Source organism: Campylobacter sp. CFSAN093249 (assembly GCF_011067895.1).
Classification (GTDB): domain Bacteria; phylum Campylobacterota; class Campylobacteria; order Campylobacterales; family Campylobacteraceae; genus Campylobacter_D; species Campylobacter_D jejuni.
The window spans coordinates 178758-201745 of the sequence record NZ_JAAMWM010000005.1 but is presented as its reverse complement, the minus strand read 5'-3'; the positions used below and the strand labels follow the sequence as shown (position 1 = coordinate 201745).

The window sequence follows — 22988 nt, the reverse complement described above, 5'->3', positions numbered from 1 at the left end:
GCGTGAAAATCACGCTTATGACATCGCTTTAGCAACTTCAGCAGAGCTTTCACGAATTTTCTCCATACACTCTCTTGCTTCTTTTGCAAGTTCAACACTCTGATTAACATCCTCTAAACCGCTTTTAATACTCTCAACCACTTGTGATGTAACATTACGAATAGAATTAATCGTAGTGGTAATTTCATTAACCGAATGCCCTGTTCTTTCAGCTAAATTTCTTACTTCATCAGCAACAACAGCAAAACCTCTACCATGTTCACCAGCACGTGCTGCCTCAATAGCAGCATTTAAAGCAAGCAGATTAGTCTGATCAGCAATATCACTAATAGTTTGAATAATAGATTTAATTTCATCTGATTGTTGATTTAAAGAGGAAACAAGATTTGAACTTTGAGACATCATATCAGCAATATTCTGAACATTTGAAACAGTGTTTTCAATTACACGATCTCCATCTTGAGTAAGATTATCATTTTTTTCTGCAAGTTCGCTTATGAGACGAAGTTTTTCTTGATCTTTTTTAACTTGTTCGCTTATATCTGTAGCAAATTTAATAACCTTGTAAATTTTTCCATCATCATTTTTAACCGGATTATAACTTGCTTCAAGGTATACTTTTTTATTATTTCTTCCGTATCTTATATATTTACCTGATTGAAATTTACCCTCTCTTAAATCTTCCCAAAATTGAACATAGTCCTTAGAGTGTCTATAATTAGAATCACAGAACATACTATGATGCTTTCCTTTAATCTCATCAATATTAAAATCCATAGTTCTTAAAAAATTTTCATTAGCCGTAATAATAGTCCCATCAGGTTTAAATTCAATAATAGCCATAGAACGATTAGCAGCAGCAATAGTATTTCTAAGATCAAGCATTTCATAATGTCTTTGAGTTATATCATTGGCAAATTTAATAATTTTATAAACATAACCATTATTATCACTAATTGGAAGATAATTTGCTTCTAAATAAACATCTATCCCTCCCTTAGCTATACGTCTAAAAAGACCACTTCTAGCTTTTCCATCTCTTAAATCTTTCCAAAAATCACTATATGCTGAAGAATTAACAACTTCAGGCAAACAAAACATACTATGATGCTTACCCTTGATCTCTGAAAGGGAGTATTTCATAGTTGTTAAAAAATTTTGATTTGCCTCTAAAATAACGCCATCAGTAGTAAATTCAATTACCGCCATGGTATTCCCAATAGATCTTAAAATATCTCCTAAACCATTACATTTTTTTTCAAGTTGTTCAATTATTTTAGTATTATTTTTCTTAGCACCAAACATAAAACTCACCTTTTTAATAATAAATTATTTTAAAATTATATCATATTTATATAGTATTATTTACTTAAAATTATATTAATTTATAAGTTAAATATATCCTTTAAACCTACAATAATCATCTTAAACCCCATAGCAACAATAAATACTTGTGCTATACGAGAAAAAACATGTAAAATCAATTTTCCAACTATTTTTTCTATAGTAGCTGCAAAATGAAAAAGTATAAACATAAAAATAAAAGCTATCATTACTCCGCCAAGAGCAACATCAAGCCCACCATCTTCGGCTATAACAATAACGCTAGCTAAAGTTCCAGGCCCAACAAGCATAGGAAATGCCATAGGTATTAAACTCTGTCTTAAAATTTCCTTATCATCCATATCTTGATAAGAACTAAAATCCTTAGTTGCAATTTTTGTTGAAAAAAGTAAATTTTTAATAGCCATTATAATAAGAACCAAACCACCAGAAACCCTTAAATCATCCAATGAAACTCTAAAAATATAGTTCATAAATAAAGGTCCTGATAATAAAAACACCAAAACTATAGTAAAAGCTGTATAGAGAATAGTTCTAAAAAGTTTTTTTCGAAGCATTAAAGGCAATCCATCACTCATAGCCAAAAATTGAGTTAAATTACCAAAAGGATTTAATATAGCAAGTAAAGTAATTGCAGCAAAAAACATCAAATAAAGCTCAGAACCCATACTAGAAAACACTATCAATCCTTAGTTTTTACAAATTCCAAAGAAATAGAATTTACACAATGTCTTACATTTTTAGCAGAAAATCCTTCTCCTTCAAAAACATGACCTAAATGTCCATTGCAATTTGCACATACAATCTCGGTTCTAATCCCATCTTTATCAGGAATTCTTTTAACAGCCCCTTTTATTTCATCATCAAAGCTAGGCCATCCACAACCTGATTTAAATTTATCTTCGGATTTATAAAGCGAAGCTCCACATTGCTTGCATTGATAGATTCCTTTTTCATAAAAATCATTATATTTCCCACTAAAAGGAGCTTCTGTTCCTTTATTTAAAATTACTTTTTTTTCTTCTTCATTTAATTCTTTCATGATCTACCCTTGTAAAATAATTTTTATATTATATAATTAAATTTTCAATTTTAAATGATAAATTTTTATAATTTTCAAGAAAGTTTTAAATGCAAAAAGAATTTTTTCAAGAACTTCAAGATATTTTATATGAAAAAAATATAACTATAAAATTTCACTCTTTTCAAAATTTTTATGAAGACTTTAAAAGCCACAAATTGATTTTTAATCACGAGCATCAAAGCATTTTCAAAAAAAATACATCACAACAAATTACCTTGCTTCATCCTACGCGTATAAGAAGGCCTAAATTTGTCAATTCAACTCATGCGCTTGCTAAAATAATTCATTCAGTCACTCATATAGAATTTAATGCAATTAACCTGGCTTTAGATGCGAGTTATCGCTTTAAAAATCTACCTTTGCAATTTTATTACGATTGGCTGGAGGTAGCAGATGAGGAAATTAAACATTTCAAACTTTTAAATTCAGCACTTAAAGAACTTGGTTACAAATATGGAAATTTTCCAGTGCATGATAATTTAGAATCTGCTCTAGAAGCTACAAAAGACTCTTTAAGCTTTAGAATGGGAGTAGTTCATAGAGGTTTAGAAGCTAAAGGGCTTGATGCCAACCCCTTTGTTGTTCAAAAACTTCAAAGTTCCAATCATTCCATTAAAAATCTTCTAATGGAATATCTTGAAATTATACTTAATGATGAAATAAAACACGTTAAAAAAGGAGATACTTGGTGGAAATTTGCAAATCAAAACAGGTATGATTTTATTGAGCTTTGCAAAATGTTTAAACAATTCTCTCTTGCGGGAAAAAAACTTAACATTCAAGCAAGAATCAAAGCTGGCTTCACTCAAGAAGAATGCGAAGTCATTGAAAAATTTTACTCTTGATTTCTTATCTTAAATTTTGAAACGATAATGGTATATAAAACCCGAATAATTCCATAAAGCACATACAAGCTTGCTAAAATTACTAAACTTTCAAGAGGGTAAAGATATAAAAATGAAAATATTATAATTAAAATAATTAAAACTTTTAAAACACTAGAACGATTAAAATCAAGCTTTTTAAAACTAGGATAACGTATATTACTTACCATTAAAAGCCCTAAAATTGCTTGAAGCACCAAAAAAACTACGCCATAAGGCTTTAAAAAATCATAACTGATAAACGCATAAGTCCATATAGCACTCACAACTGCTGCAGTAGGTATAGGAAGACCTATAAAAACGGAGGGTTCATAAGTGCCTGTGGTAACATTAAATCTCGCCAAACGAATAGCTCCAAAAACCACAAAAAAAGCTGTAATCAAAGATCCAAGTTTTCCAAAATCATAACCTATAGCCATATAAAAAAGAACCGCTGGAGCAACTCCAAAAGCTACTAGATCAGCCAAAGAATCAAATTCTACCCCAAATTTTGAAGTAGAATTTGTAAGTCTTGCAACACGGCCATCAAGCCCATCGCAAATCAAAGATAAAATAATATAAATCAAAGCTGTATAATAATTTCCATGTATTGAAGCTATAATAGAAATAACCCCTAAAAAAGCTGAAGCAGCTGTAAAAAGATTGGGTAAAATATAAATTAGTTGCGGTCTGTTATTCATTATTTTTCCTTACGCAAAATAGCCTAGCAATGAACCTGCTTTAATTTCATCATTTAAGCCTATATGAATTCTAGTATCTTTTGGTAAAAGTAAACTTATAGAGCCATTAATTAAAAAACCTATTCTATCTCCTGCTTTTAAATCATGAGAAATATTATCAAGCTTTAATTTTCTATCAAAAGAACCTGCATAGATTCGCAAGGCTATCATTTTACTCTCTTTAACTTTTGCCAAAATAAAAGCTCTTTCATTCATCATTTTTGCAGATTTTAATTCACTGCACAAAAAAAGCCCATGTCGTAAACGAATATCTATTATAGACATTGCAAAAGGTGTATTAAAATTCCCAGCATCATAAAGAGCATTTTTAATAGTAATTTCAACACATTCACCCAAATCTTTATGATGAATATTTTCTATTTTAGTAACCCTACCATCCATAGGTGCAAAAATAGCTTTTTCATCACTACAAACAAGTTCTCTTTTGGGCGCTCTAAAAAGAAAAATACAAATTACAATTAATGCTAATAGCAAGATGGAAAAAGAATAAAAAATCCACACAAAAATAAAAATTAAGCTTAAAATAATAAGACTTAAATATCCATCTTTTGCAATAAAATCTTTCATTCTTCTACTTTAACTTCAGTTTTAACTTCTTCAAGTTCTTGTAAACGAGTTGGTAGACTATTTTGATCCTCAAACTCTTTAATAATCTCGCGCACTTTATTACCTTCAATAGTTTCTTCTTCATAAAGGGCTGCAACCATAGTCTCAATCGCTCCCTTATAAGTATTTAAAGTATCTTTAACATCTTTATAGCGTTCATCCAAGGTTTTCTTTACATAATCATCTAAAGATTCTGCCATCTTTTCAGAATAATCTTTGATAGTTTGTCCACCACTTAAGAAAGTATTTCTTTGTTTTTCAAGTACCATAAGTCCTGCAATTTCACTCATACCATACATAGAAATCATAGCTTTTATGATATCGGTTGCTCTTTCTAAATCATTACTTGCACCCGTTGAAATTTCACCTATAAACACTTCTTCAGCTGCACGACCACCCAAAAGTACATCTACTTCAGCGATAAGTTCATGTTTTTGCATTAAAAATTTATTTTCCTCAGGAGTATTTAAAGTATAACCTAAAGCCGCAAGACCACGCGGAATCACAGAAACCTTACTTACACGTTTTGCGCCTTTGGTAGTTTCAGCAATCAAAGCATGACCGCATTCATGATAAGTAACAATTTTCTTTTCTTTTTCATTAATACGACGTGATTTCTTCTCAAGCCCTGCTATAGCTCTTTCAACAGCTTCAACTAAATCATTTTGCTCTACATATTTTTTAGAATCCCTACCCGCTAAAAGCGCTGCTTCATTAATAATATTTGCAAGATCAGCTCCTGCAAGCCCTGCGGTTAAGCGTGCTATATCTTCTACTTTAACTTTTGGGGAGATTTTGACATCTTTCATGTGCACTTTTAAAATATCACACCTACCTTTAAAATCAGGTTTATCAACTAAAACTTGTCTATCAAACCTTCCTGGTCTTAAAAGCGCTGCATCTAAAACTTCTGGGCGATTTGTTGCTGCTAAAACAATGACTGGGGAACTTTCTGTCCCAAAGCCATCCATTTCAGCCAAAAGCTGATTTAAAGTTTGCTCTCTTTCATCGTTTCCACCCATCATGCCACTTGCTGCACGACTTTTACCAATAGCATCTATTTCATCTATAAAAACAATAGCAGGAGCTTCTTTTTTTGCATTTTCAAATAAATCTCTCACACGAGAAGCACCTACACCCACAAACATTTCTATAAAAGACGAACCTGAAACACTAAAAAACGGCACATCAGCTTCACCTGCAACTGCTTTTGCAAGCAAAGTTTTTCCTGTACCTGGAGGCCCAACAAGTAAAAGTCCTTTTGGAATTTTAGCTCCCAATTTAATATATCTTTCAGGATACTTTAAAAAATCTACAATTTCTTTTACTTCTTCTTTAGCTTCTTCAACACCAGCTACATCGCTAAATTTTACTTTAGGTTTTTCTGAATTTACAAGCTTCTTAGAACTTCCTATACCCAATATAGAACTTCCCATATTTTTTTGCATACGACTTGCCAAAAACATCCAAATACCAAAGAAAATAAATACTGGCAAAACCCATGAAAAAAATATATCCGTAAACCAATTTGTTTCAGAATACGCACCATAAGCGATATTTTTACTATCTAGTAAACTCACAAGCTCAGGATCATTAACTTTTTTTGCTGTATAAACAGTATTGTGAGAGCTTGAAATCGCTTTGATTGTTGTTTGTCCTATACTAACTTGATTGATTTGTCCACTTTCAATAAGCTTTTTTAACTCAGAATAAGGGACATTTTTATTTACTTCATTGCCATTCAATGCCCCGCCAAAAGAACCATTGCCATCAAAAAATCCCTTAAAAATAATTATCATTACAATTGCAAAAATCGCAAAAATAAAAATGGGATTTTTGTTAAAAAAATTATTACCCTGCGGATTACCCTTATTATTTTGGGTATTATTATTCATTACTTATCCTTTTTTATTATTTTTATATACAAAACTACACCACTCATTGATTTGCATTTCATCAATGAGTTCCAAATCTTGAAATTTTTCTTTAATTCTTGTTGAATATTTATCTAAAATTCCTGACAAAATAAGTATAGCATTATCTTCTAAATGGTTTTTAATATCTTTTTCTAAAATTAAAATCACATCTGCAATGATATTTGCAACAATTAGATTATATAAACCATTTGCTTTATCTATAGATCCACACCAAGCCTTGTGAAAATCGACACCATTTAATCTTGCATTTTCTAAAGAACTATCAATAGCCAACTCATCAGTATCACAAATTTCAACATTACAACCAAACTTTGCCATAATAATACCCAAAATTCCACTACCACAACCAAGATCTAAAGCTCTTAATTTACTTTTAGAAAATTTTTGTAAAAATTTTACACAAGAATATGTGCTTTCGTGATGTCCTGAGCCAAAGGCTAAGGCTGGATTAATCTTTATATTTATACAATTCTTCTTTTCTTCTTGCCAAGTTGTATGGATGTAAACATTATCCACTAAGATAGGTTTTATGCCTTTTTTATATTCTTGTATCCAGTCCTTGTTTTCTTTCTCTACAAGACTTAAATTAGAAATAATTTTATGGTTTAAATTGAAAGTAGTTGTAAGTTTTTGAGCAAATATTTCAAGTGCCCATGAAAACTCTTCTAAACTCTCATGGGATCTAATGTAAACACCATTATCTTTCTCTTCTATGGCTTCTATACCTAAATCAAAAGCAAAATCAAGAAATAAATTTTTATACCGCTCTTCTACGATAAAGAACAATTCATAATATTTTTTTTGCATTTAGAATTTTAAAAATCAGCCTTTACTCAGCTGCACCTTCTCCACTTCCTGTTCCTAAAACATCTTCAAGTTTTTCCTTTAAAACTTGTGGAGTAAAAGGTTTTACAATATAGTTATTTACGCCAGCTTTTAAAGCAGTAATCACTTCAGCTTTTCCGCCCTCAGTTGTAACCATGATGATAGGCATATCTTCATATTTTTTCTCTGCTCTTACTTTTTTTACCAACTCCAAGCCATTCATTTCTGGCATATTCCAATCTGTAATTAAAACTTTTACATCTTCATTTTTAGTTAATAAATCCCAAGCTTCAACGCCATGCTCAGCTTCTAAAACATCATCGTGTCCAAGTCTTGTTAGGGTATTTTTAATAATCCTTCTCATAGTAGAACTGTCATCAACAACTAACAATTTCACAATTTCGTCCTTTCAAAGTTTTTATAGTTTTATTTTACCCTTTTTAGCCTTATTAATCAAGCTAAAAAATTTTAAAAAACAGCATTATATCATCTTTTACTTAAATTTTTACTCAAATATTATTATTTTTATACTTAACCGTAAATAAATATACACTTAAACCTAAAAGAAGCAAGCTCACTCCACCGATAAGATAAATCGCATAAATCATCTGAGAAAGATCACCAATAGCAAGTTTAAATACCAACATCAAAGCTTCTATAGCTAAAGCAATGATAATAGAACCCAAAAATCTCACCATAGTTTTTTGAATTCCACCTTCTTCTTTTTTTGTCCTTCCTAATACTTCTTGTTCGATCAAAGTTTTTGCCAAATCAAAAATAGCTAAAGCCAAAGTTATAGCGATGGTACTTTCAAACATATGTTCTATACCTATAGCTTGATTATCAAAAAGACTAAAAAAACCTTTTTGAAATAAAAAACAAGTAATCACAAATAAAACCAGCGCGAAGCAAAAATATACCGAACGACTAAATTGAGTAAAAACAAATTCAAATTTTCCTGCTTGAATAATCTTTAAAATATCTTCAAGTTTTATATCAATACAAACAACAAAAAGCAAGTTATTTTTATCATCGTAAATTGGCATAGAAGCTGTCACGCAAAGCTCATTATTTAAAACCGAAGGATAAGGATCGCTCAAAACACATCGTCTTAATTTTACAGCTCTATAAAAATAAGAACGAGTACTTCTATCCTCACCCTGTCCTATTTCATGAGCCTTATTTAAGGAAATCGCATTTTCTATTTGCATGCCTGAAATATCTAAAATATACAAAGCATCAAAAACAACAACTTCATGAGCTATTTTATCCAAAGCTGTTTTAATCGTTTCAAGGTGAATGTCAGGAAGTTTATTGGGCAGATTTCTTGTTAAAATATAACTCATATAAGCCCTAGCACGATAGCGATTATCTTCAAATCTTTGTATATCTTTTATATACATTATACGCCTTCTTTATTGTGTTTAAATTCAGGTACAATCTTTAATAAAGCCTCTGAAATATCTTCACATATTTGTAAATTTTCTATCTCTTTATTAAGCCAATCAAGATCAACCTTCTCATTCTTTGCTACAAAAATACTCTCATATTGCGTTTTAGCATCATTTTCATCAATCAAAAGCTCTTCATAAAGCTTCTCACCTTTTCTTAAACCTGTGATTTTAATTTCTAAATCATTGCGATTAGAAAGTAAAAGCATTTTTTTAGCTAAATCTATGATTTTCACAGGCCTACCCATATCCAAAACAAAAAGCTCTCCTCCTTTTGCGATAGCTCCAGCCTGTAAAACAAGTTGCACTGCCTCAGCCACAAGCATAAAATAACGCACTATATCAGGGTGCGTTAAAGTTAAAGGCTCATTATTGGCAATTTGTGCTTTAAATTTCGGTATCACACTACCACTAGAACCTAAAACATTACCAAAACGCACACAAGCAACTTCAAAATTTTCATCACTCATACTTAAAGTATAAAGCTCGCAAACTCTTTTAGTACAGCCCATAATATTTGTTGGTCGCACTGCTTTATCTGTACTTATCATCACAAATTTAGCTACTTTATTTTCTTTAGCACTGTCGCATAAAATTTTGGTTCCTAAAATATTATTGATTACTGCTGAATGTGGATTTTGTTCGCAAAGAGGCACATGTTTATAAGCGGCTGCATGTAAAATAAGCTCGGGTTTATAAGTTTTTAATACCTCATCTAAACTTTGCTTATCTAAAATACTCAGTAAAATAGGAGTAATTTTTTCTTTATATAAATTTAAATCATCATTGATCTTATAAAGATTATACTCACTATGATCAACCATAATAAGATGCTTAGCACCAAATTTAATACATTGCTTACAAAGTTCACTGCCTATAGTTCCACCTGCTCCACTTACCAAAACTACCTTGTCTTTTAAAAAAGCCGCCACAGCATTATCATCTAAATCTTTTGGTTTTCTAGCAAGCAAGTCTTCTATACTGATATCTCTTGCTTCGTTTCTTGTAAAAGAAAATATTTTTACATCGCAAATACCATAAGCTACAAGTTCTTCAAAAAGTTTTTTAAGCTCTTCTTGCTCAAGTCTTAAAGCAATAATGGCAGTTTTTACCCCTTGTTCTACATAAGATTTTATTTTTTCTTTTTCTTCTACAATAAATTTATCACAATAAGTCCCTATAAGCTCTTTTCTCGCATCAACTACGCCTACAGGAAAAAGCCCTAAAGAACCTTCTTTTGCACCTTTTAACAAATGCAAAGCCTTAGAAGTTGCCCCTACTACAATACAAGGAGTTTCTTCTTCTTCTTTCATTCTAAAAGGTTTAAAATCCACAAGCATTCTTTTGCTAATTCTTAAAGTACCTATAAACATATAAGAAAGAACAAAATCTATCACAATAGCACTTCTTGGAAAAGGATTAAAAAAATCACTAAAAAAATAAAAAATAAGAAAAAAACAAAACTCAGCTAAAAGCAAAGCGATAAAAATCTTTCTTGCTTCATTGAGAGAAAAAAATCTCCAAGCTACTTTATAAATTCTAAAAACAAACAAAAATGAAAGTTTTAAAACAAGCAAAATAATAGCAGAAACCATCATACCATGATAAAAAATACTCGGAATATCTCCACTAAATCTCAAAGAAAAAGCCAGATAAACGCTAAGTAAAATTAAAACAATATCTGAAGTTAAAAAAAATGCTAATCTTTTGCTTTTATAAAAAATCATTTTAAGCCTTTATGCTCTTTAAGATCAGTTTTGAAATTTCATAAACATCATCTTTACTCATCGCCGTGCCACTTGGCAAACAAATTCCTTTTTGGAAAAATAACTCACTATTGCCATTAAGATAAGCCTTAGCTCCTTTAAATACTTCTTGAGCGTGCATAGCTTTCCATAATGGTCTTGTTTCTATTTGTTCATTTTTCAAATCTTCTATGAGTTTTGAAATTTTTGGATGCAAAGTAATATTTTTTTGACTGATATTTATATCTTTTTGACAAGAATTAAGTTCATTTTTATCAAAATCAATCAAAGCTGTACTTAACCAGCGATTGCTTCTTGAATTTTCTAATTCATCTAAAAAGCTAAAACACTCTCCTAAAAATTCTTTATACCACTCATAAATTTCTCTTTTTTTAAGCACTCTTTGTTCTAAAACCTCCATTTGTGCTACGCCAATAGCTCCTAAAACATTGCTTAAGCGGTAATTATAACCATAATCTAAATGTTCATAATGCAAACAATTTTCCCTAGCTTGAGTGCTATAAAATCTTGCTTTTTCAATCTTTTCTTTATTTTTTCCTATAAGCATACCTCCACCTGAAGTGGTGATAATTTTATTGCCATTATAAGAATAAGCTCCAAATTCTCCAAAAGTTCCTAAAGCTTTATTCTTATAAAAACTTCCTAAAGCTTCAGCAGCATCTTCGATTAAAACAATTTCATTTTCTTTGCAAATTTCAACAATTTCATCCATTTTAGCCGCATTGCCATAAAGATGAGTTAAAATCAATGCTTTTGGTTTTTTTTCACATTCTTTAATAGCAAGCTTTAATAAATCTACATCGATATTATAAGTTTCATCACAATCTATAAATACAGGTTTTGCTTTAAGATAACAAATAGGTGCTACTGAAGCGATAAAAGTAAAAGAAGAAGCCAAAACAATATCATCTTGTTTTACCCCTGCCACCCTTAAAGCTAAATGCAAAGCCGCTGTGGCTGAATTTAAAGCTAAGGCATTTTCACTTTTACTGTAAGCCTTGACACTTTGTTCAAAGCGATTTACAAATTCACCCAAAGGTGCTATATAATTGCTTTTGAAAACTTCTTCTATGTATTTTAATTCATTACCACCCATATGCGGAGGAGAAAGAAAAAATCTCATGATTTATCCTTTGTGTAAAACAAAATTTTTATAAATTGACTCTATTTTACCTAAAAAAATTTACAAAGAATCAAACAAAAATCTTTTTATAATCATTTCATATTTTTCTTTTTGCAGGTACTCCCACAAAAACACCTTTTTCATCTTGATTTTTAACTAAAGTTGCTCCACCACCTAAAATACTATCATCTGCCAAACTTAAATTAGGCAAAACACAAGAATTAATCCCTAAAAAACAATTTTTACCAATTTTTACATTACCCGCACATTTAGCTCCCACACTCACATGAGAAAATTCCCCTATCACACATTCATGCTCAATTACGCTTGAAGTATTTAAAATCACACCTTTTTCTATTTTAGCTTTAGCGTTAATCACTACATAAGGCATGATTAAAATTCCTGCACTTTCTTCCACGATTGCGCTAGGACTTATAAGTGCACTTTTATGGATAAGATTGACAATTTTAAAGCCATTTTCTGAAATTTTTTGATAAATCTTTTTTCGAATTTCATTGTTTCCTATGGCTATAAAAAAATCATATTTAGGTAAGGTACTTTCAAATTTCATTCCTTTAAAATCATCTAAAAAAATACATTCTTTATAACCCATATTTTTAGCCACATCTTCACAAACAAGCCCATGACCACTAGCACCATAAATATAAATTTTTTCAGTTCTTGCCATTAAATTTCTCCGTTGTAACATGTCCTTCTTTGCTTACCCCACTTCGTTTTAAAACCTTTAAGGCTGTTAAAAACATGATTTTTAAATCAAGCAAAAAAGAAATATTTTTCACATAATACACATCAAGTTCGAATTTTTTCTGCCAAGAAATAGCATTTCTACCATTTACCTGCGCCCATCCTGTTATACCTGGACGCACTTTATGACGCAATTTTTGCTCTTTATTGTAAAGAGGCAAATACTCAACCAAAAGAGGTCTAGGTCCAACAAAACTCATATCCCCTTTTAAAACATTAAAAAGTTGCAAAAGCTCATCCAAACTTAAGCTTCTAACGATTTTTCCAAAAGCTTTCAAACGCAATTCATCGCTTAATAACTCACCCTTTTCATCTCTTTCATCGCTCATGGTTTTAAATTTATAAATTTTAAAAATTTTTTCATCTAACCCGGGACGATTTTGGGTAAAAATCACACTTCCTTGAGTGATTTTTAAAAGTAAAGCAGTGATTAAAATCACCGGAGAAAAAAGTACTAAAAGCACTAAAGCTAAAATAAAATCAAAAATTCTTTTAAAAACTTTTTCATACATTCTTAATTACCCTATCATAAAGTTTTAAATAACGCTGTGCGATTATATTTTCATCGTATTGTAAAGCATCTTGGGCGGCATTTTTAGCTAAATTTAATCTTAATTTTTCATCTTCTAATAAAAGTGAAATTTTTTCGCTTAAATCTTTAGCATTTTTTGTTTTTGCCCAAAGTCCATCATAAGCATTAGAAATAGCCTCCACACAACCTTCACAATCACTCACCACTATAGCCTTACCGCAAGCTTTTGCCTCCAAAACACTTACAGGAAAGCCTTCTTTATAGCTTGGCAAAACAAAAATATCACAATTTTGCAAAAGCTCGACTATATCACTTCTAGCACCCAAATAATGCACCACGCCAGAGTTTAAAAACTCCAAACTCGCACAAGAAGGATTTTCATCTCTTCCACCAACTAAAACAAAATTTGCTTTGTCTTTTAGCATAGTAGCACTTTCATAAAATTCTTTTACACCTTTATGCCATAAAGCTCTTGCTATCATAAGTACAATGGGTTTTTTATCTATGTTTAAATTTTTCCAAAAAAGCTCTTTTTTTTCCGATTCTACATAAATAGGAAAAATTTTTTTTAAATTGATCCCTACAGATTTTATCACGCAAATTTTATTTTCTTTAAGTCCTAAATTCCGCATAAACTCAGCATTACTTTCATTGACAAAAATAAATTGGTGTGCAAATTTAAAACTTAATTTATAAAGACTATTAATAACAAAACGCACTAAATTTGCCTTAAAACCTTGATCTATATAAAAAGATCCCAAGCCTTCTACCAAAGCAAAACGATAAGGAATTTTTGCCCATTTTGCTGCTAAAATTCCAAAAGTATTGCTTTTGTGTGCCGCACTTTGAATAAAATCAAGATTTAAATTTTTCAAAACCTTAGCAAGATAAAAAAAATTCTTTAAAACCACAAAAGGATTTAAACTAGCTCTTGAAAACTCATAAACAATTACTTTTAAGCCAAGATCTCTAAGTTTTTGCGTGTATTCATCTTGCGGCACTATAACAAAAACTTCATCTTTTCTATCTTTTAACGCTTTTATAATAGGCATTCTAAAATGATAAATACTCGCTCCTGCATGTGATAAAAATCCTATTCTCATTTTCAACCCTTAAATTTTAAGTTTAAAAACCTTAGCATCTCTAGAATTAATCACCAAGTCAAATAAATTCTTATCATAATTTCCCAAAAAAAACATTTGCACATAAGCACTATTAAACATGGTTTTATCCATTAAAATAAATTGTGCATAAGGAATAGCACTATCCTTTAAATAAAAAATATAAAACTGAGCCTTATCATCGATTGGAGTGATTTTGTATTCACCTTGTTTAATAGAATTAATCTCTACGATACTATTTACAGAAACCACATTATCACCTATTTTAAAACTTCTAAAATCATCACTTAAAACCACTCCGTTGCTAAGATAAATTTCTCCATTTTTAACATCAAGTGGATAAGCTGTACTAAAAGTAAAAGGTTTATCCAAAACTCCTGTATCTAAATTAATAAAAGAAAAACTAGCCACCGTAGAAAAAATCAAAGACATTCTAGCGGGCATATAAAGATAAATATCACGAGTTTTTGGTGTATCGATTTTAAAATCAGGTTTTGATAATGAAGCTAGAAATAAATCCACATTGCTTTGATTATAATCTTTCATCATGGCTTGTAAAATGTCTGATTTTAAAATATCATTTTGCGGAGCATAAAAGCTTTTTTCTGTATATTCTACACTAAGTCTTGCCATATTAGCCGCAGCTTGTTCATCTTTGCTTAAAGCAAAAGAAGGGAAAAAATTATCCTTACCTAAATGCTTTCCACCATCTACTAAAGTTTTCACATCGCTATAATAACGCACAGGATAACCATAATCCCACCAAGTTACCACATAATCTTCTCTATTGGCTATATTTTTTAATTGATTTAATAATGATGCTTCATTTTGAGAAAAAACTGTTGGCGCTTTATAGTTGTAAATATGGATAAATACTGGAGCTAAAGTCAAAATAGTTGCAAAAACAATACAAACATTTGAAGTTAATTGGCTATATTTTTTAACCAATATAGCCTTAAACTCGCTCAATAAAAAACCAAATCCTAAAGCCATTACAGGTACAGAATAAATGGTAAATCTAAGCCCCCCTTTTAAGGCTAAAAACCCAAGCACCAATATAGGTAAAGCCATAATCATACTTTTATGTTTTCTCAAAAGCCATACAAAACCAAACAAAGAAAACAAGAAAACAATTTCACTACCACTAATTCTTCGCATAAATTCGCTAAAATCTACATTTTCAACTTCTTGTATGGTTTGATTAACATTAAAATACATAAAGCCCTGTGTTAAATTCGCACTTTCATCACTTCTAAAAATATAAAATTTAAGCTGATAAAGTATGGGATCAACCCCACCGCTTAAAATCAAAAATATCAAAGTTGCACTACCTAAAATTCCTATAATCATAAAATTTAAGCGTTTTTGCTCTAAAGCAAATAAAGCAAAAAGTATTACTATAATGGCACTTTGATAAAACCATGCTATATTTGAAAGAGTAAGAGAAGACAAAATCACAGCTATATAAAAAATCTTTTCTTTTCTATGAAAAATAAGTGTATAAATTAAAAAAAGTCCAATTAAAGCTACATTTAAAGTATAACTTGAAGGATACCACCAAAGATAAATCCCTATAAATAATGGCAAGGCAATCAATGAAAAAAAGTCTTTTTTTAAAATCATTCTTACCATAAAAAATAAAATAAACATAGGTAAAACAATTACCAGCATATCCGTATCATAATACCCACTCATAGTGCGATTATAATAACTGTTTGCTACACTTGCTAAAAGAGCAGCTACAAAGCCCATTAAAGGACGTTTGTATTCATTAGCTAGTAAAATAATAGGAATCACCACCAAAGAAGATAAAAAAGTACTCATATATAAAATGATACTTTCAAAAGAAAAAGGTGTGATTTTATAAAGCCAATAAGTAAGCGTAGATAAAGAAGATCCATAATAACTCAAATCATTAGGCTGATGAAAACCTGCTATCATATCTCTTGCGCCCTCAGCAAAGGCATAGCCATCGTTTGAAATGATCATTAATTGATTATTGAAAAAATACTCATTAAACTCACTTGCCCACCAAATCCAGTAAAATCTACACAATACACTAAAAACATAAGCTAATATAATCATCGCAAACAAAACTAAATAAGGGTTTTTTAAATACTCTTTTTTCAACATCTTTTATCCTAATAAATATTTCAAAGCATCGCGTGCAATTTTTACTTTATCAAAGGCTTTAGCCCTAGTTTTAGCTTTGTTTTTATACGCTTTTCTTAATTTATCGTCTTCAAGCATAGTTTTTAAACCCTGAAACATAGAGTTTTCATTATCTACTTCTACTAAAAGTCCAAATTCATCATCGCCAAAAAGCTCTCTTGCACCACTTTTATGATCAGTGCAAACCACCGCACAAGAACAAGCCAAACTTTCGATTAAAACATTTGAAAAACCTTCAAACACAGAAGCAAAAGCAAAAAATTCGCATTTAGCCATGTATTTATAAGGATTATTATCAAATCCTAAAAGCAAAACCTTTTCTTCCAAATTTAATTCTTTAATCAAAGCTAAAAGCTCATCTTTAAGCACACCTTCACCTAAAATCACAAGCTTTAAACCTGTTTTCAATCTCGCATAAGCACGAATTAATAAAGCATGATTTTTACCTTTATCAAGCCTGCCTACACTTAAAATAAATTTATCTTTTAAAGCTATGTCTTCAAGGGCTTTTTGCCCTATGTTTTCTAAATCGATGGCATTGTATAAAATTTCACATTTTTTTGGATTTATACTAAAATTTTGCACCAAATCTTCTAAATTTCCCTTAGAATTAGGCAAGATTAAATCAGCTTTTGGGTAAAGCAAAGAAATTAAAAATTTATTTACCAAAGAATTAAAATTATTTTTCATATACATCACACTTGGCGTAGTGCATTCATTGATCACAAGGCGAGTTTTGCTTCCAAACATTCTTGCTATTAAGGCTATATAATTAGGTCGATTTAAAAAAACAAATTCTGTATCAATATCTAAATTTCTGCAAAGTTTTTTGTATTTTAAAGCCAAAAAAGGTAGTTTTAAAAATTTCAAAATAGGATTTTCACTAGGTTTTGAACATTCTAAAAAATGAATTTGACACTCTGGAATTTCATAAGAAATTTTATCATTCATCAAGATCAAATGCACTTCAAATTTCAAACTTAAAATAGGCAATAAAGTCGCCACAACTCTTTCAGCACCACCACTTCCTAAAGAATAAATAAAAATGCCTAATTTTTGCATAAAGCCACCCGAATTTTTGATAATTTTTCAATCATATTATTTGGAATTATACTTAAAATGAGTAATATCAAAGCAGGAGCGTTGATTTTTATACTTAGGCTTTTAAACAAACATTTATAAAGGGCTTTATAATTTTTTGCAAGTTTTGCATAATAAGCTGCCATTTTATAATAACTCGCACAAGTTTTTTTATAATCTTCATCCTTACTCATTCTAAGTTCATTTTCTAAATTTTTAGCAAGCTCTAAATATCCCAAATACACCCTATAAGCATTTTTACTCGCCCCTAAAGTCACGCTATCTTGCCTAAAAATTCTATAAATCCTAAAAGCCTTATGGATATAAAAACTTTTTTCCTTGTATAAATTTACCCAAAGCGTGGCTTCATTGCCATAAAATTCTTCATTAAAACGCTTGTTTTCAAGTAGAGATTTTTTAAAAACAGAAAAAAACTCTCCGCTAAATTTAGCCATTAAAAAATCTTTTTTAGAAATTTCACTATCTTTTTCCAAGCCCTTACCGCTAAATTCCTTGCTTAAATTTCCTTCTTTTTCTATCAAACAATTTCCAAAAACATGAGCATAACCCTCATTTGCTTTTTGCATCAAGGTACTTAAAGCCCCAGATAAAAGCTCATCATCATCATCTAAAAAAGTTACAAACTCGCCACTTGCTTGATCTAAGCCATTATTTTTATTGCCATTTGGGCCCTGTTTGTAATTTTGATTTAAAAAATACTTAATGCGATCATCATCTTTTTGTAAATTTTGCACCACACTTTTAGTATCATCGCTAGAATTATCATCGCTTACAATAATTTCTAAATCTTTAAAATCTTGATTTTGTATGCTTTTAATAGCCTTTTCTAACAAAACTTGACGATTAAAAGTTGGTACTATAACAGAAAGTTTAGGCATTTTTAACCTCAGCTATAAGCTTAAGCCATTCTTCTTTGATATGAGAAATTTCAAAGTCTTTACACCTTTGTTTGGCATTATTTACAAGTTCTTTTCTAAAATTTTCATCATTTAAAACAAGTTCAAGTTTTTTAGCAAGTGCTATTTCATCATCACAACCTATCAAAAGCCCATCATGATTATCTTTGATTAAATCCTTAGCACCATTATAATAAGAACTTGAAATTCTACAAACCTCAAAATACAAACTTTCAATTAAAACCGTTGGCAAACCCTCTACAAAAGAACAAAGACAAAGCACTTTTGCTTTTTCATAAAGAGTCTTGACATTTTCAACTCGTCCTAAAAAATCAACTTTTATTCCTAAAGATTTTACCTTGTATTCAAGTTCTTGCCTTAACTCTCCATCTCCTGCTATAACAAATTTATAATTTTCTTGCAAATTTTTATCCAAATGCGCTATAGCTTTTAAAAACATTGCAGGGTTTTTGTTGTGATCTAAACGCCCTATAAAAAGAACCAAATTTTCCTTTTCAAAACTAGAATCAAAAGGAATTTCATCGCTAAAATGACAAGGGTTTAATAAAAGCCTAACCCTTTTTACAAATCTTTCATAATACACCTTATCACTGCTTCCAAGCACACTTAAAGCATCACAAAAAGGATAGCTTACCCTTCTTAAAAAACGCCAAATTTTAGGTTTTAAATACGCTTCATTGCTATGCTCACTTATAATGAGTGGAGTTTTAAACCCTATTTTCGCAGCAATACAAGCAATATTAGTCGTATCCAAAAAAGAAATAAAAACATCAGCCTTACTTTCTTTCAAAGCCTTTCTTAAAGCAAAAAATTTCTTAAAACGACTTGCGATTTTATGATAAAGCGTATCAAATCTAAATTGTTCTAAACTTGTAACTTTAACTTCATTTTCAAGCTTATAAAAAGATTCTCCTGCATGAAATTTAATAATACTTACTTCATGCTCTTTGCAAAGTGCATTAACTAAGGTTACTAAAACACGCTCAGCGCCTCCTGAATTTAAAGTTGCGATAATAAAGCTTATTTTCATCATTTCTCCTCTTTAAGCTTACCGTGTTCTAAACGATAAACCTTATCACATTGCGTTATCGTAGAAAGGCGATGTGCGATAATAATCATGGTTTTATCTTTAGAAATTTTATAAATTTCATCCATGATTTTTGCTTCACTTTGAGTATCAAGAGCAGAAGTTGCTTCATCAAGCACTAAAATTTCAGGCTCTAAATATAAAGCTCTTGCTATAGCTATGCGTTGTTTTTGTCCCCCGCTTAAATTACTCCCCCCATCACCCACTTTTGTTTGCACTCCTTGAGATAAATTTTTTATAAAATGCTCTAAATTTGCTTGTTTGATAACCCTATTAAGTTTTTCTTCATCAACCGCATCTCCAAAAGTGATATTTTTAGCTATACTGTCATTAAAAAGATAGATATTTTGCGGGATATAGCCTATTTTTTGGCGATAATTTTTTGTATTATTTGCATTTAATTCTTGCTTATCAATTAAAATTTGCCCTTCTTTTGGTTTTAAAAGTCCTATGATAAGATCTACTAAGGTACTTTTTCCGCAACCACTCTCCCCTATAAAAGCGATTTTTTCGCCTTTTTTAATGTTTAAGTTAAGATTTTTAAATAAATATTTTTTTCCCTCATAACCAAAGCTAAGGTTGTAAATTTTAAGCTCTTGATTAAAGCTTAATTTTTCCTCGCCCAAATTTTCTTCTTCTTGTCTTAAATTTTGATAAATAATATCCAAAGAAGAATGATAATAAAGCAAATCATGATAACTTGTAATAATACGATTTGCACTTGGCATTAAGCGATAAAGTGCTAAAACAAAAATAGAAATCGTGGATAAAATACCTGAAATATCACTTTCATTTTTCAACACCAAAAATACCACGATAAAAACAAGTACACAAAAACCTATTCCTTCAAGATAAATTCTAGGCACCGCAGCTACACTTTCGTTGGTAATATTTGCTTTAGAAAAAGCTTCACTTTGCGCTTTAAAAAGACTTAATACTCCATCTTCTTTGGTTTTAAGCTTAATAAATTTGAAATTATTTAAATTTGTATTTAAAATTTCAAAGAAATTTTTCATCGCTTCTTCGCGTCTTACTCCTGCTTTTTTAATGATAGGGCTTAAAATTTTCACTAAAATAAAGGCATTTAACACCATAAAAATACTTAAAAATAAAGTGATTTTATAATTAATCAAAAGCATTAAAGCATAAAGCAAAAGTACTACAAAAATTTCACTCATCAAAAGTAAAAATGATGAAATCATAGTGCTTAGATTATAAACTTCCCCTGTAATGGACTTTAAAATTTCAGATTGATTTTTTTGAGTAAATTTTTCATAATTAATATTTAAAAATTTAGAAAAAACCTTATAAGCGATCGCATGATAACGCCCTTTAGAAAATCTTGCCAAAAGATGAAAATAATACGCATTTAACAAAGCTCTAAACACATAAAAAACAATAAGCCCCACTCCAAAATAAACAATGATTTCAAAAACAGGGATATTAAGATATTCTTTTAGGCTGATTAAATATTTATTACGATCAAAATAAGAAAAATCACTAGCCAAAGTGATAAAAGGCATTACCAAAGAAATTGCAAAAGTTTCTATAAAAGAAATAAATACTGAAAAAACAAGCAAGAAAAATAAAAAATTTTTATCTTCCTTACTTAAAATAAAAAAAAGTTTTTTTAACACTGTTTTTCCCAATCAAAAGCAGATTTACAAATAAGCTCTAAATCATCATATTTAGGCTGCCAAGAAGTAAGATTTCTGATTTTACTTGCATCAGAAATCAATACACTAGGATCACCCGCACGGCGTGGGGCAAGTTCTACTTTAAAATCCACTCCGCTAACTTTTTTCATCGCTTCAATCACTTCTTTTACGCTAAAACCATGTCCATAACCTACATTAAAAACATTGCTTTCATTCTCTTGTAAATAATCCAAAGCCGCTAAATGCGCACTTGAAATATCATCCACATGGATAAAATCTCTTATGCAAGTGCCATCTTTCGTATCATAATCATCGCCAAATATGAAAAGTTTATCACGTTTTCCTGCGGCACATTCAGCTGCAACTTTTATAAGCAAAGTCGCTTTTGGATAGCGTTGTCCTAAAGTATAATCCATACAAGCACCTGCAACATTAAAATATCTTAAAATACAATGCTTAAATTCAGGATTTGCCATACTTGCATCACGCAAAACTTCTTCACTCATAAGCTTACTACGCCCATAAGGATTAATAGGTGCTAAAGGACTTGTTTCGCTCACAACGGGAGTTTGTGGTTCGCCATAAGTGGCCGCCGTTGAAGAAAATATAAATTTATTCACTCCAGTTTGCAAACAAGTTTCGATGAGATTTGTTGTATTAACAGTGTTGTTCATATAATATTTTAAAGGATTTTGCATACTTTCAAAAACTTCAATGCTCGCTGCAAAATGCACAATAGCGTCAAATTTTTCTCTCTCAAACAATGCTTTTACGCCTTGAAAATCACTTAAATCTTGTTCAAAAAATTTAAAAGCTCTTATTTTTTGCAAATCTTCTATTGCGATTTTAGAACCCTTAGAAAGATTATCTAAAACACAAATTTCATGATCTGTTTTTAAAAATTGTCTTAAAGTATGAGAACCTATATAACCTGCACCACCGCTAATAAGAATTTTCATCATCATTCCTTTTTTTGAAAATGTCAAAAATAAATTTTAATATATTTTCTTAAATACTTAAGATCGAACTTTTGAAATTTCACTCTCACAAGCTTTTGCAAAAACTTCTGTATAAGAACGATCTGATTTTTTTGAACGCAAAAAATCTCTCATATAAGAAAGAAAATCAACATAATCTTCTTCACTAACATTAGCTTTAATAAGTTCATATTTTAAAAAAAGCATATAGGTGTTTAAAACATCACTTTCACAATATTCGTGGATTTTTTCAAGTTCATCTTCATAAAAAAGTTTCATCACCTCATCACCATGCACATCGTATTTTCCTGGCAAACCCACCATAGAGCAAAGTGTATCAAGCTTTATTCCACGCCCATTAGATCCTAAGGATTCTAATAAATCACAATGTTTTAATTCTGAAAATCTTGTTTTATAATTATTCCATTTATCACTTTGAGTATCTAAATAAGTTGCTGCTTTTAAATTGTATTTTAAAGCCCTTAAAACAAGAACAGGCATATCAAAATTTTTACCATTAAAACTGACTAATTTTGGCTCATAATTTTCTATAAAATTGAAAAAATTCTCAATCATTTCTTTTTCATTTTGCCCATCAATTTTATTTACTTTGATAAATTTTCCAAAATTATCGCTTAAAACCGCACAAATACTGATGATTTTATGATAAGGCAAAGGCAAAAACTCACTCCCGCTTTGTTCTTTTTGCCACTGAAGTGCTTTTAAACTTACCTCCAAATCACTTCCTTCAAAACCTAAAGTTTTGCGGATAAGCTCAACATCTGGCACACTCTCACAATCAAAAACACAAATATAACCTTCATTTTTTGCCATTTTTTAACCTTTTTTTAAATAATTTCGCTAAAATCATAGCAAAAATTTTAAAATATTAGGCTTT

Annotated in this window: 22 protein-coding genes; 1 reads left to right on the top strand and 21 read right to left on the bottom strand. The window is 30.2% G+C overall.

Going from position 1 to position 22988, the window contains the following annotated elements:
* Positions 1-15: 15 nt before the first annotated feature.
* The 3 genes from cetZ to FBF10_RS04845 form a co-directional block, all read right to left on the bottom strand.
* Positions 16-1305: an energy taxis response protein CetZ gene (gene cetZ, locus FBF10_RS04855; RefSeq protein WP_002860211.1), complete on the bottom strand. Its 1290-nt coding sequence runs from the start codon at positions 1303-1305 to the stop codon at positions 16-18.
* A gap of 80 nt (positions 1306-1385) precedes the next feature.
* Positions 1386-2012 carry a MarC family protein gene (locus FBF10_RS04850; protein WP_002860212.1) on the bottom strand — a complete coding sequence of 209 codons (627 nt, stop codon included), beginning with the start codon at positions 2010-2012 and terminating at the stop codon, positions 1386-1388.
* A 14-nt stretch (positions 2013-2026) separates the two neighbouring features.
* Positions 2027-2386 (bottom strand): methionine-R-sulfoxide reductase, encoded by a 360-nt coding sequence (locus FBF10_RS04845; RefSeq protein WP_002826104.1) that lies wholly within the window; start codon positions 2384-2386, stop codon positions 2027-2029.
* An 89-nt stretch (positions 2387-2475) separates the two neighbouring features.
* On the opposite strand from FBF10_RS04845, the gene FBF10_RS04840 reads away from it, so the two are divergent.
* Positions 2476-3273 (top strand): ferritin-like domain-containing protein, encoded by a 798-nt coding sequence (locus FBF10_RS04840; RefSeq protein ID WP_004308609.1) that lies wholly within the window; start codon positions 2476-2478, stop codon positions 3271-3273.
* Here FBF10_RS04840 and pssA read toward each other — a convergent pair.
* The 18 genes from pssA to FBF10_RS04750 all read right to left on the bottom strand — a co-directional run bounded on the left by pssA (position 3264) and on the right by FBF10_RS04750 (position 22924).
* A complete protein-coding gene (gene pssA, locus FBF10_RS04835; protein ID WP_002859122.1) occupies positions 3264-3992 on the bottom strand; it encodes a CDP-diacylglycerol--serine O-phosphatidyltransferase in 729 nt (242 codons plus the stop codon). The two genes, FBF10_RS04840 and pssA, sit on opposite strands and share 10 nt — an antisense overlap.
* A 9-nt stretch (positions 3993-4001) precedes the next feature.
* On the bottom strand, positions 4002-4619 hold the full coding sequence (locus FBF10_RS04830; protein WP_004308607.1) for a phosphatidylserine decarboxylase: 618 nt from the start codon (positions 4617-4619) through the stop codon (positions 4002-4004).
* On the bottom strand, positions 4616-6553 hold the full coding sequence (gene ftsH, locus FBF10_RS04825; RefSeq protein WP_052789828.1) for an ATP-dependent zinc metalloprotease FtsH: 1938 nt from the start codon (positions 6551-6553) through the stop codon (positions 4616-4618). Before ftsH ends, FBF10_RS04830 begins: the two co-directional genes overlap by 4 nt.
* Before the next feature lie 3 nt (positions 6554-6556).
* On the bottom strand, positions 6557-7402 hold the full coding sequence (locus FBF10_RS04820; protein ID WP_002856135.1) for a 50S ribosomal protein L11 methyltransferase: 846 nt from the start codon (positions 7400-7402) through the stop codon (positions 6557-6559).
* A gap of 22 nt (positions 7403-7424) precedes the next feature.
* A complete protein-coding gene (locus FBF10_RS04815; RefSeq protein WP_002866134.1) occupies positions 7425-7817 on the bottom strand; it encodes a chemotaxis response regulator CheY in 393 nt (130 codons plus the stop codon).
* 112 nt (positions 7818-7929) lie between these two features.
* Positions 7930-8823, bottom strand: coding sequence for a PDC sensor domain-containing protein (locus FBF10_RS04810; RefSeq protein ID WP_002856519.1), 894 nt, complete (start codon positions 8821-8823; stop codon positions 7930-7932).
* Entirely contained in the window at positions 8823-10598 is a 1776-nt protein-coding gene (pglF, locus tag FBF10_RS04805; RefSeq protein WP_004308601.1) for a UDP-N-acetylglucosamine 4,6-dehydratase (configuration-retaining), read from the bottom strand. The genes FBF10_RS04810 and pglF overlap by 1 nt, the downstream gene beginning before the upstream one ends.
* A gap of 1 nt (position 10599) precedes the next feature.
* A complete protein-coding gene (gene pglE, locus FBF10_RS04800) occupies positions 10600-11760 on the bottom strand; it encodes a UDP-N-acetylbacillosamine transaminase (protein WP_002852877.1) in 1161 nt (386 codons plus the stop codon).
* Positions 11761-11857: 97 nt separating this feature from the next.
* Positions 11858-12448, bottom strand: coding sequence for a UDP-N-acetylbacillosamine N-acetyltransferase (gene pglD, locus FBF10_RS04795; protein WP_004308598.1), 591 nt, complete (start codon positions 12446-12448; stop codon positions 11858-11860).
* A complete protein-coding gene (pglC, locus tag FBF10_RS04790; RefSeq protein WP_002852766.1) occupies positions 12435-13037 on the bottom strand; it encodes an undecaprenyl phosphate N,N'-diacetylbacillosamine 1-phosphate transferase in 603 nt (200 codons plus the stop codon). The genes pglD and pglC overlap by 14 nt, the downstream gene beginning before the upstream one ends.
* Positions 13030-14160: a N,N'-diacetylbacillosaminyl-diphospho-undecaprenol alpha-1,3-N-acetylgalactosaminyltransferase gene (pglA, locus tag FBF10_RS04785; protein WP_004308596.1), complete on the bottom strand. Its 1131-nt coding sequence runs from the start codon at positions 14158-14160 to the stop codon at positions 13030-13032. The genes pglC and pglA overlap by 8 nt, the downstream gene beginning before the upstream one ends.
* A 9-nt stretch (positions 14161-14169) precedes the next feature.
* On the bottom strand, positions 14170-16311 hold the full coding sequence (pglB, locus tag FBF10_RS04780; RefSeq protein ID WP_002860216.1) for an undecaprenyl-diphosphooligosaccharide--protein glycotransferase: 2142 nt from the start codon (positions 16309-16311) through the stop codon (positions 14170-14172).
* Between the two features lie 3 nt (positions 16312-16314).
* Positions 16315-17412 carry an N-acetylgalactosamine-N,N'-diacetylbacillosaminyl-diphospho-undecaprenol 4-alpha-N-acetylgalactosaminyltransferase gene (gene pglJ, locus FBF10_RS04775; RefSeq protein WP_004308592.1) on the bottom strand — a complete coding sequence of 366 codons (1098 nt, stop codon included), beginning with the start codon at positions 17410-17412 and terminating at the stop codon, positions 16315-16317.
* On the bottom strand, positions 17400-18329 hold the full coding sequence (pglI, locus tag FBF10_RS04770; RefSeq protein ID WP_002860218.1) for a GalNAc(5)-diNAcBac-PP-undecaprenol beta-1,3-glucosyltransferase: 930 nt from the start codon (positions 18327-18329) through the stop codon (positions 17400-17402). Before pglI ends, pglJ begins: the two co-directional genes overlap by 13 nt.
* Positions 18322-19401 carry a GalNAc-alpha-(1->4)-GalNAc-alpha-(1->3)-diNAcBac-PP-undecaprenol alpha-1,4-N-acetyl-D-galactosaminyltransferase gene (gene pglH / locus FBF10_RS04765; RefSeq protein ID WP_079268903.1) on the bottom strand — a complete coding sequence of 360 codons (1080 nt, stop codon included), beginning with the start codon at positions 19399-19401 and terminating at the stop codon, positions 18322-18324. Before pglH ends, pglI begins: the two co-directional genes overlap by 8 nt.
* A complete protein-coding gene (pglK, locus tag FBF10_RS04760; RefSeq protein ID WP_052789827.1) occupies positions 19398-21092 on the bottom strand; it encodes an ABC-type lipopolysaccharide transporter PglK in 1695 nt (564 codons plus the stop codon). Before pglK ends, pglH begins: the two co-directional genes overlap by 4 nt.
* Positions 21086-22072 (bottom strand): UDP-glucose 4-epimerase GalE, encoded by a 987-nt coding sequence (gene galE, locus FBF10_RS04755; RefSeq protein ID WP_002874249.1) that lies wholly within the window; start codon positions 22070-22072, stop codon positions 21086-21088. Before galE ends, pglK begins: the two co-directional genes overlap by 7 nt.
* A gap of 57 nt (positions 22073-22129) precedes the next feature.
* A complete protein-coding gene (locus FBF10_RS04750; RefSeq protein ID WP_020247039.1) occupies positions 22130-22924 on the bottom strand; it encodes a 3'-5' exonuclease in 795 nt (264 codons plus the stop codon).
* Between the last annotated feature and the right edge of the window lie 64 nt (positions 22925-22988).

Coding starts and splice junctions, on each gene's coding strand:
- galE (WP_002874249.1), bottom strand. CDS start 22,072: ATGAAAATTCTTATTAGCGGTGGTGCAGGTTATATAGGTTCTCATACT.
- FBF10_RS04830 (WP_004308607.1), bottom strand. CDS start 4,619: ATGAAAGATTTTATTGCAAAAGATGGATATTTAAGTCTTATTATTTTA.
- pglH (WP_079268903.1), bottom strand. CDS start 19,401: ATGATGAAAATAAGCTTTATTATCGCAACTTTAAATTCAGGAGGCGCT.
- FBF10_RS04840 (WP_004308609.1), top strand. CDS start 2,476: ATGCAAAAAGAATTTTTTCAAGAACTTCAAGATATTTTATATGAAAAA.
- ftsH (WP_052789828.1), bottom strand. CDS start 6,553: ATGAATAATAATACCCAAAATAATAAGGGTAATCCGCAGGGTAATAAT.
- FBF10_RS04810 (WP_002856519.1), bottom strand. CDS start 8,823: ATGTATATAAAAGATATACAAAGATTTGAAGATAATCGCTATCGTGCT.
- pglC (WP_002852766.1), bottom strand. CDS start 13,037: ATGTATGAAAAAGTTTTTAAAAGAATTTTTGATTTTATTTTAGCTTTA.
- pglA (WP_004308596.1), bottom strand. CDS start 14,160: ATGAGAATAGGATTTTTATCACATGCAGGAGCGAGTATTTATCATTTT.
- pssA (WP_002859122.1), bottom strand. CDS start 3,992: ATGAATAACAGACCGCAACTAATTTATATTTTACCCAATCTTTTTACA.
- FBF10_RS04820 (WP_002856135.1), bottom strand. CDS start 7,402: ATGCAAAAAAAATATTATGAATTGTTCTTTATCGTAGAAGAGCGGTAT.
- pglF (WP_004308601.1), bottom strand. CDS start 10,598: ATGATTTTTTATAAAAGCAAAAGATTAGCATTTTTTTTAACTTCAGAT.
- pglI (WP_002860218.1), bottom strand. CDS start 18,329: ATGCCTAAACTTTCTGTTATAGTACCAACTTTTAATCGTCAAGTTTTG.
- FBF10_RS04850 (WP_002860212.1), bottom strand. CDS start 2,012: ATGGGTTCTGAGCTTTATTTGATGTTTTTTGCTGCAATTACTTTACTT.
- pglD (WP_004308598.1), bottom strand. CDS start 12,448: ATGGCAAGAACTGAAAAAATTTATATTTATGGTGCTAGTGGTCATGGG.
- pglJ (WP_004308592.1), bottom strand. CDS start 17,412: ATGCAAAAATTAGGCATTTTTATTTATTCTTTAGGAAGTGGTGGTGCT.
- cetZ (WP_002860211.1), bottom strand. CDS start 1,305: ATGTTTGGTGCTAAGAAAAATAATACTAAAATAATTGAACAACTTGAA.
- pglB (WP_002860216.1), bottom strand. CDS start 16,311: ATGTTGAAAAAAGAGTATTTAAAAAACCCTTATTTAGTTTTGTTTGCG.
- pglE (WP_002852877.1), bottom strand. CDS start 11,760: ATGAGATTTTTTCTTTCTCCTCCGCATATGGGTGGTAATGAATTAAAA.
- FBF10_RS04750 (WP_020247039.1), bottom strand. CDS start 22,924: ATGGCAAAAAATGAAGGTTATATTTGTGTTTTTGATTGTGAGAGTGTG.
- FBF10_RS04845 (WP_002826104.1), bottom strand. CDS start 2,386: ATGAAAGAATTAAATGAAGAAGAAAAAAAAGTAATTTTAAATAAAGGA.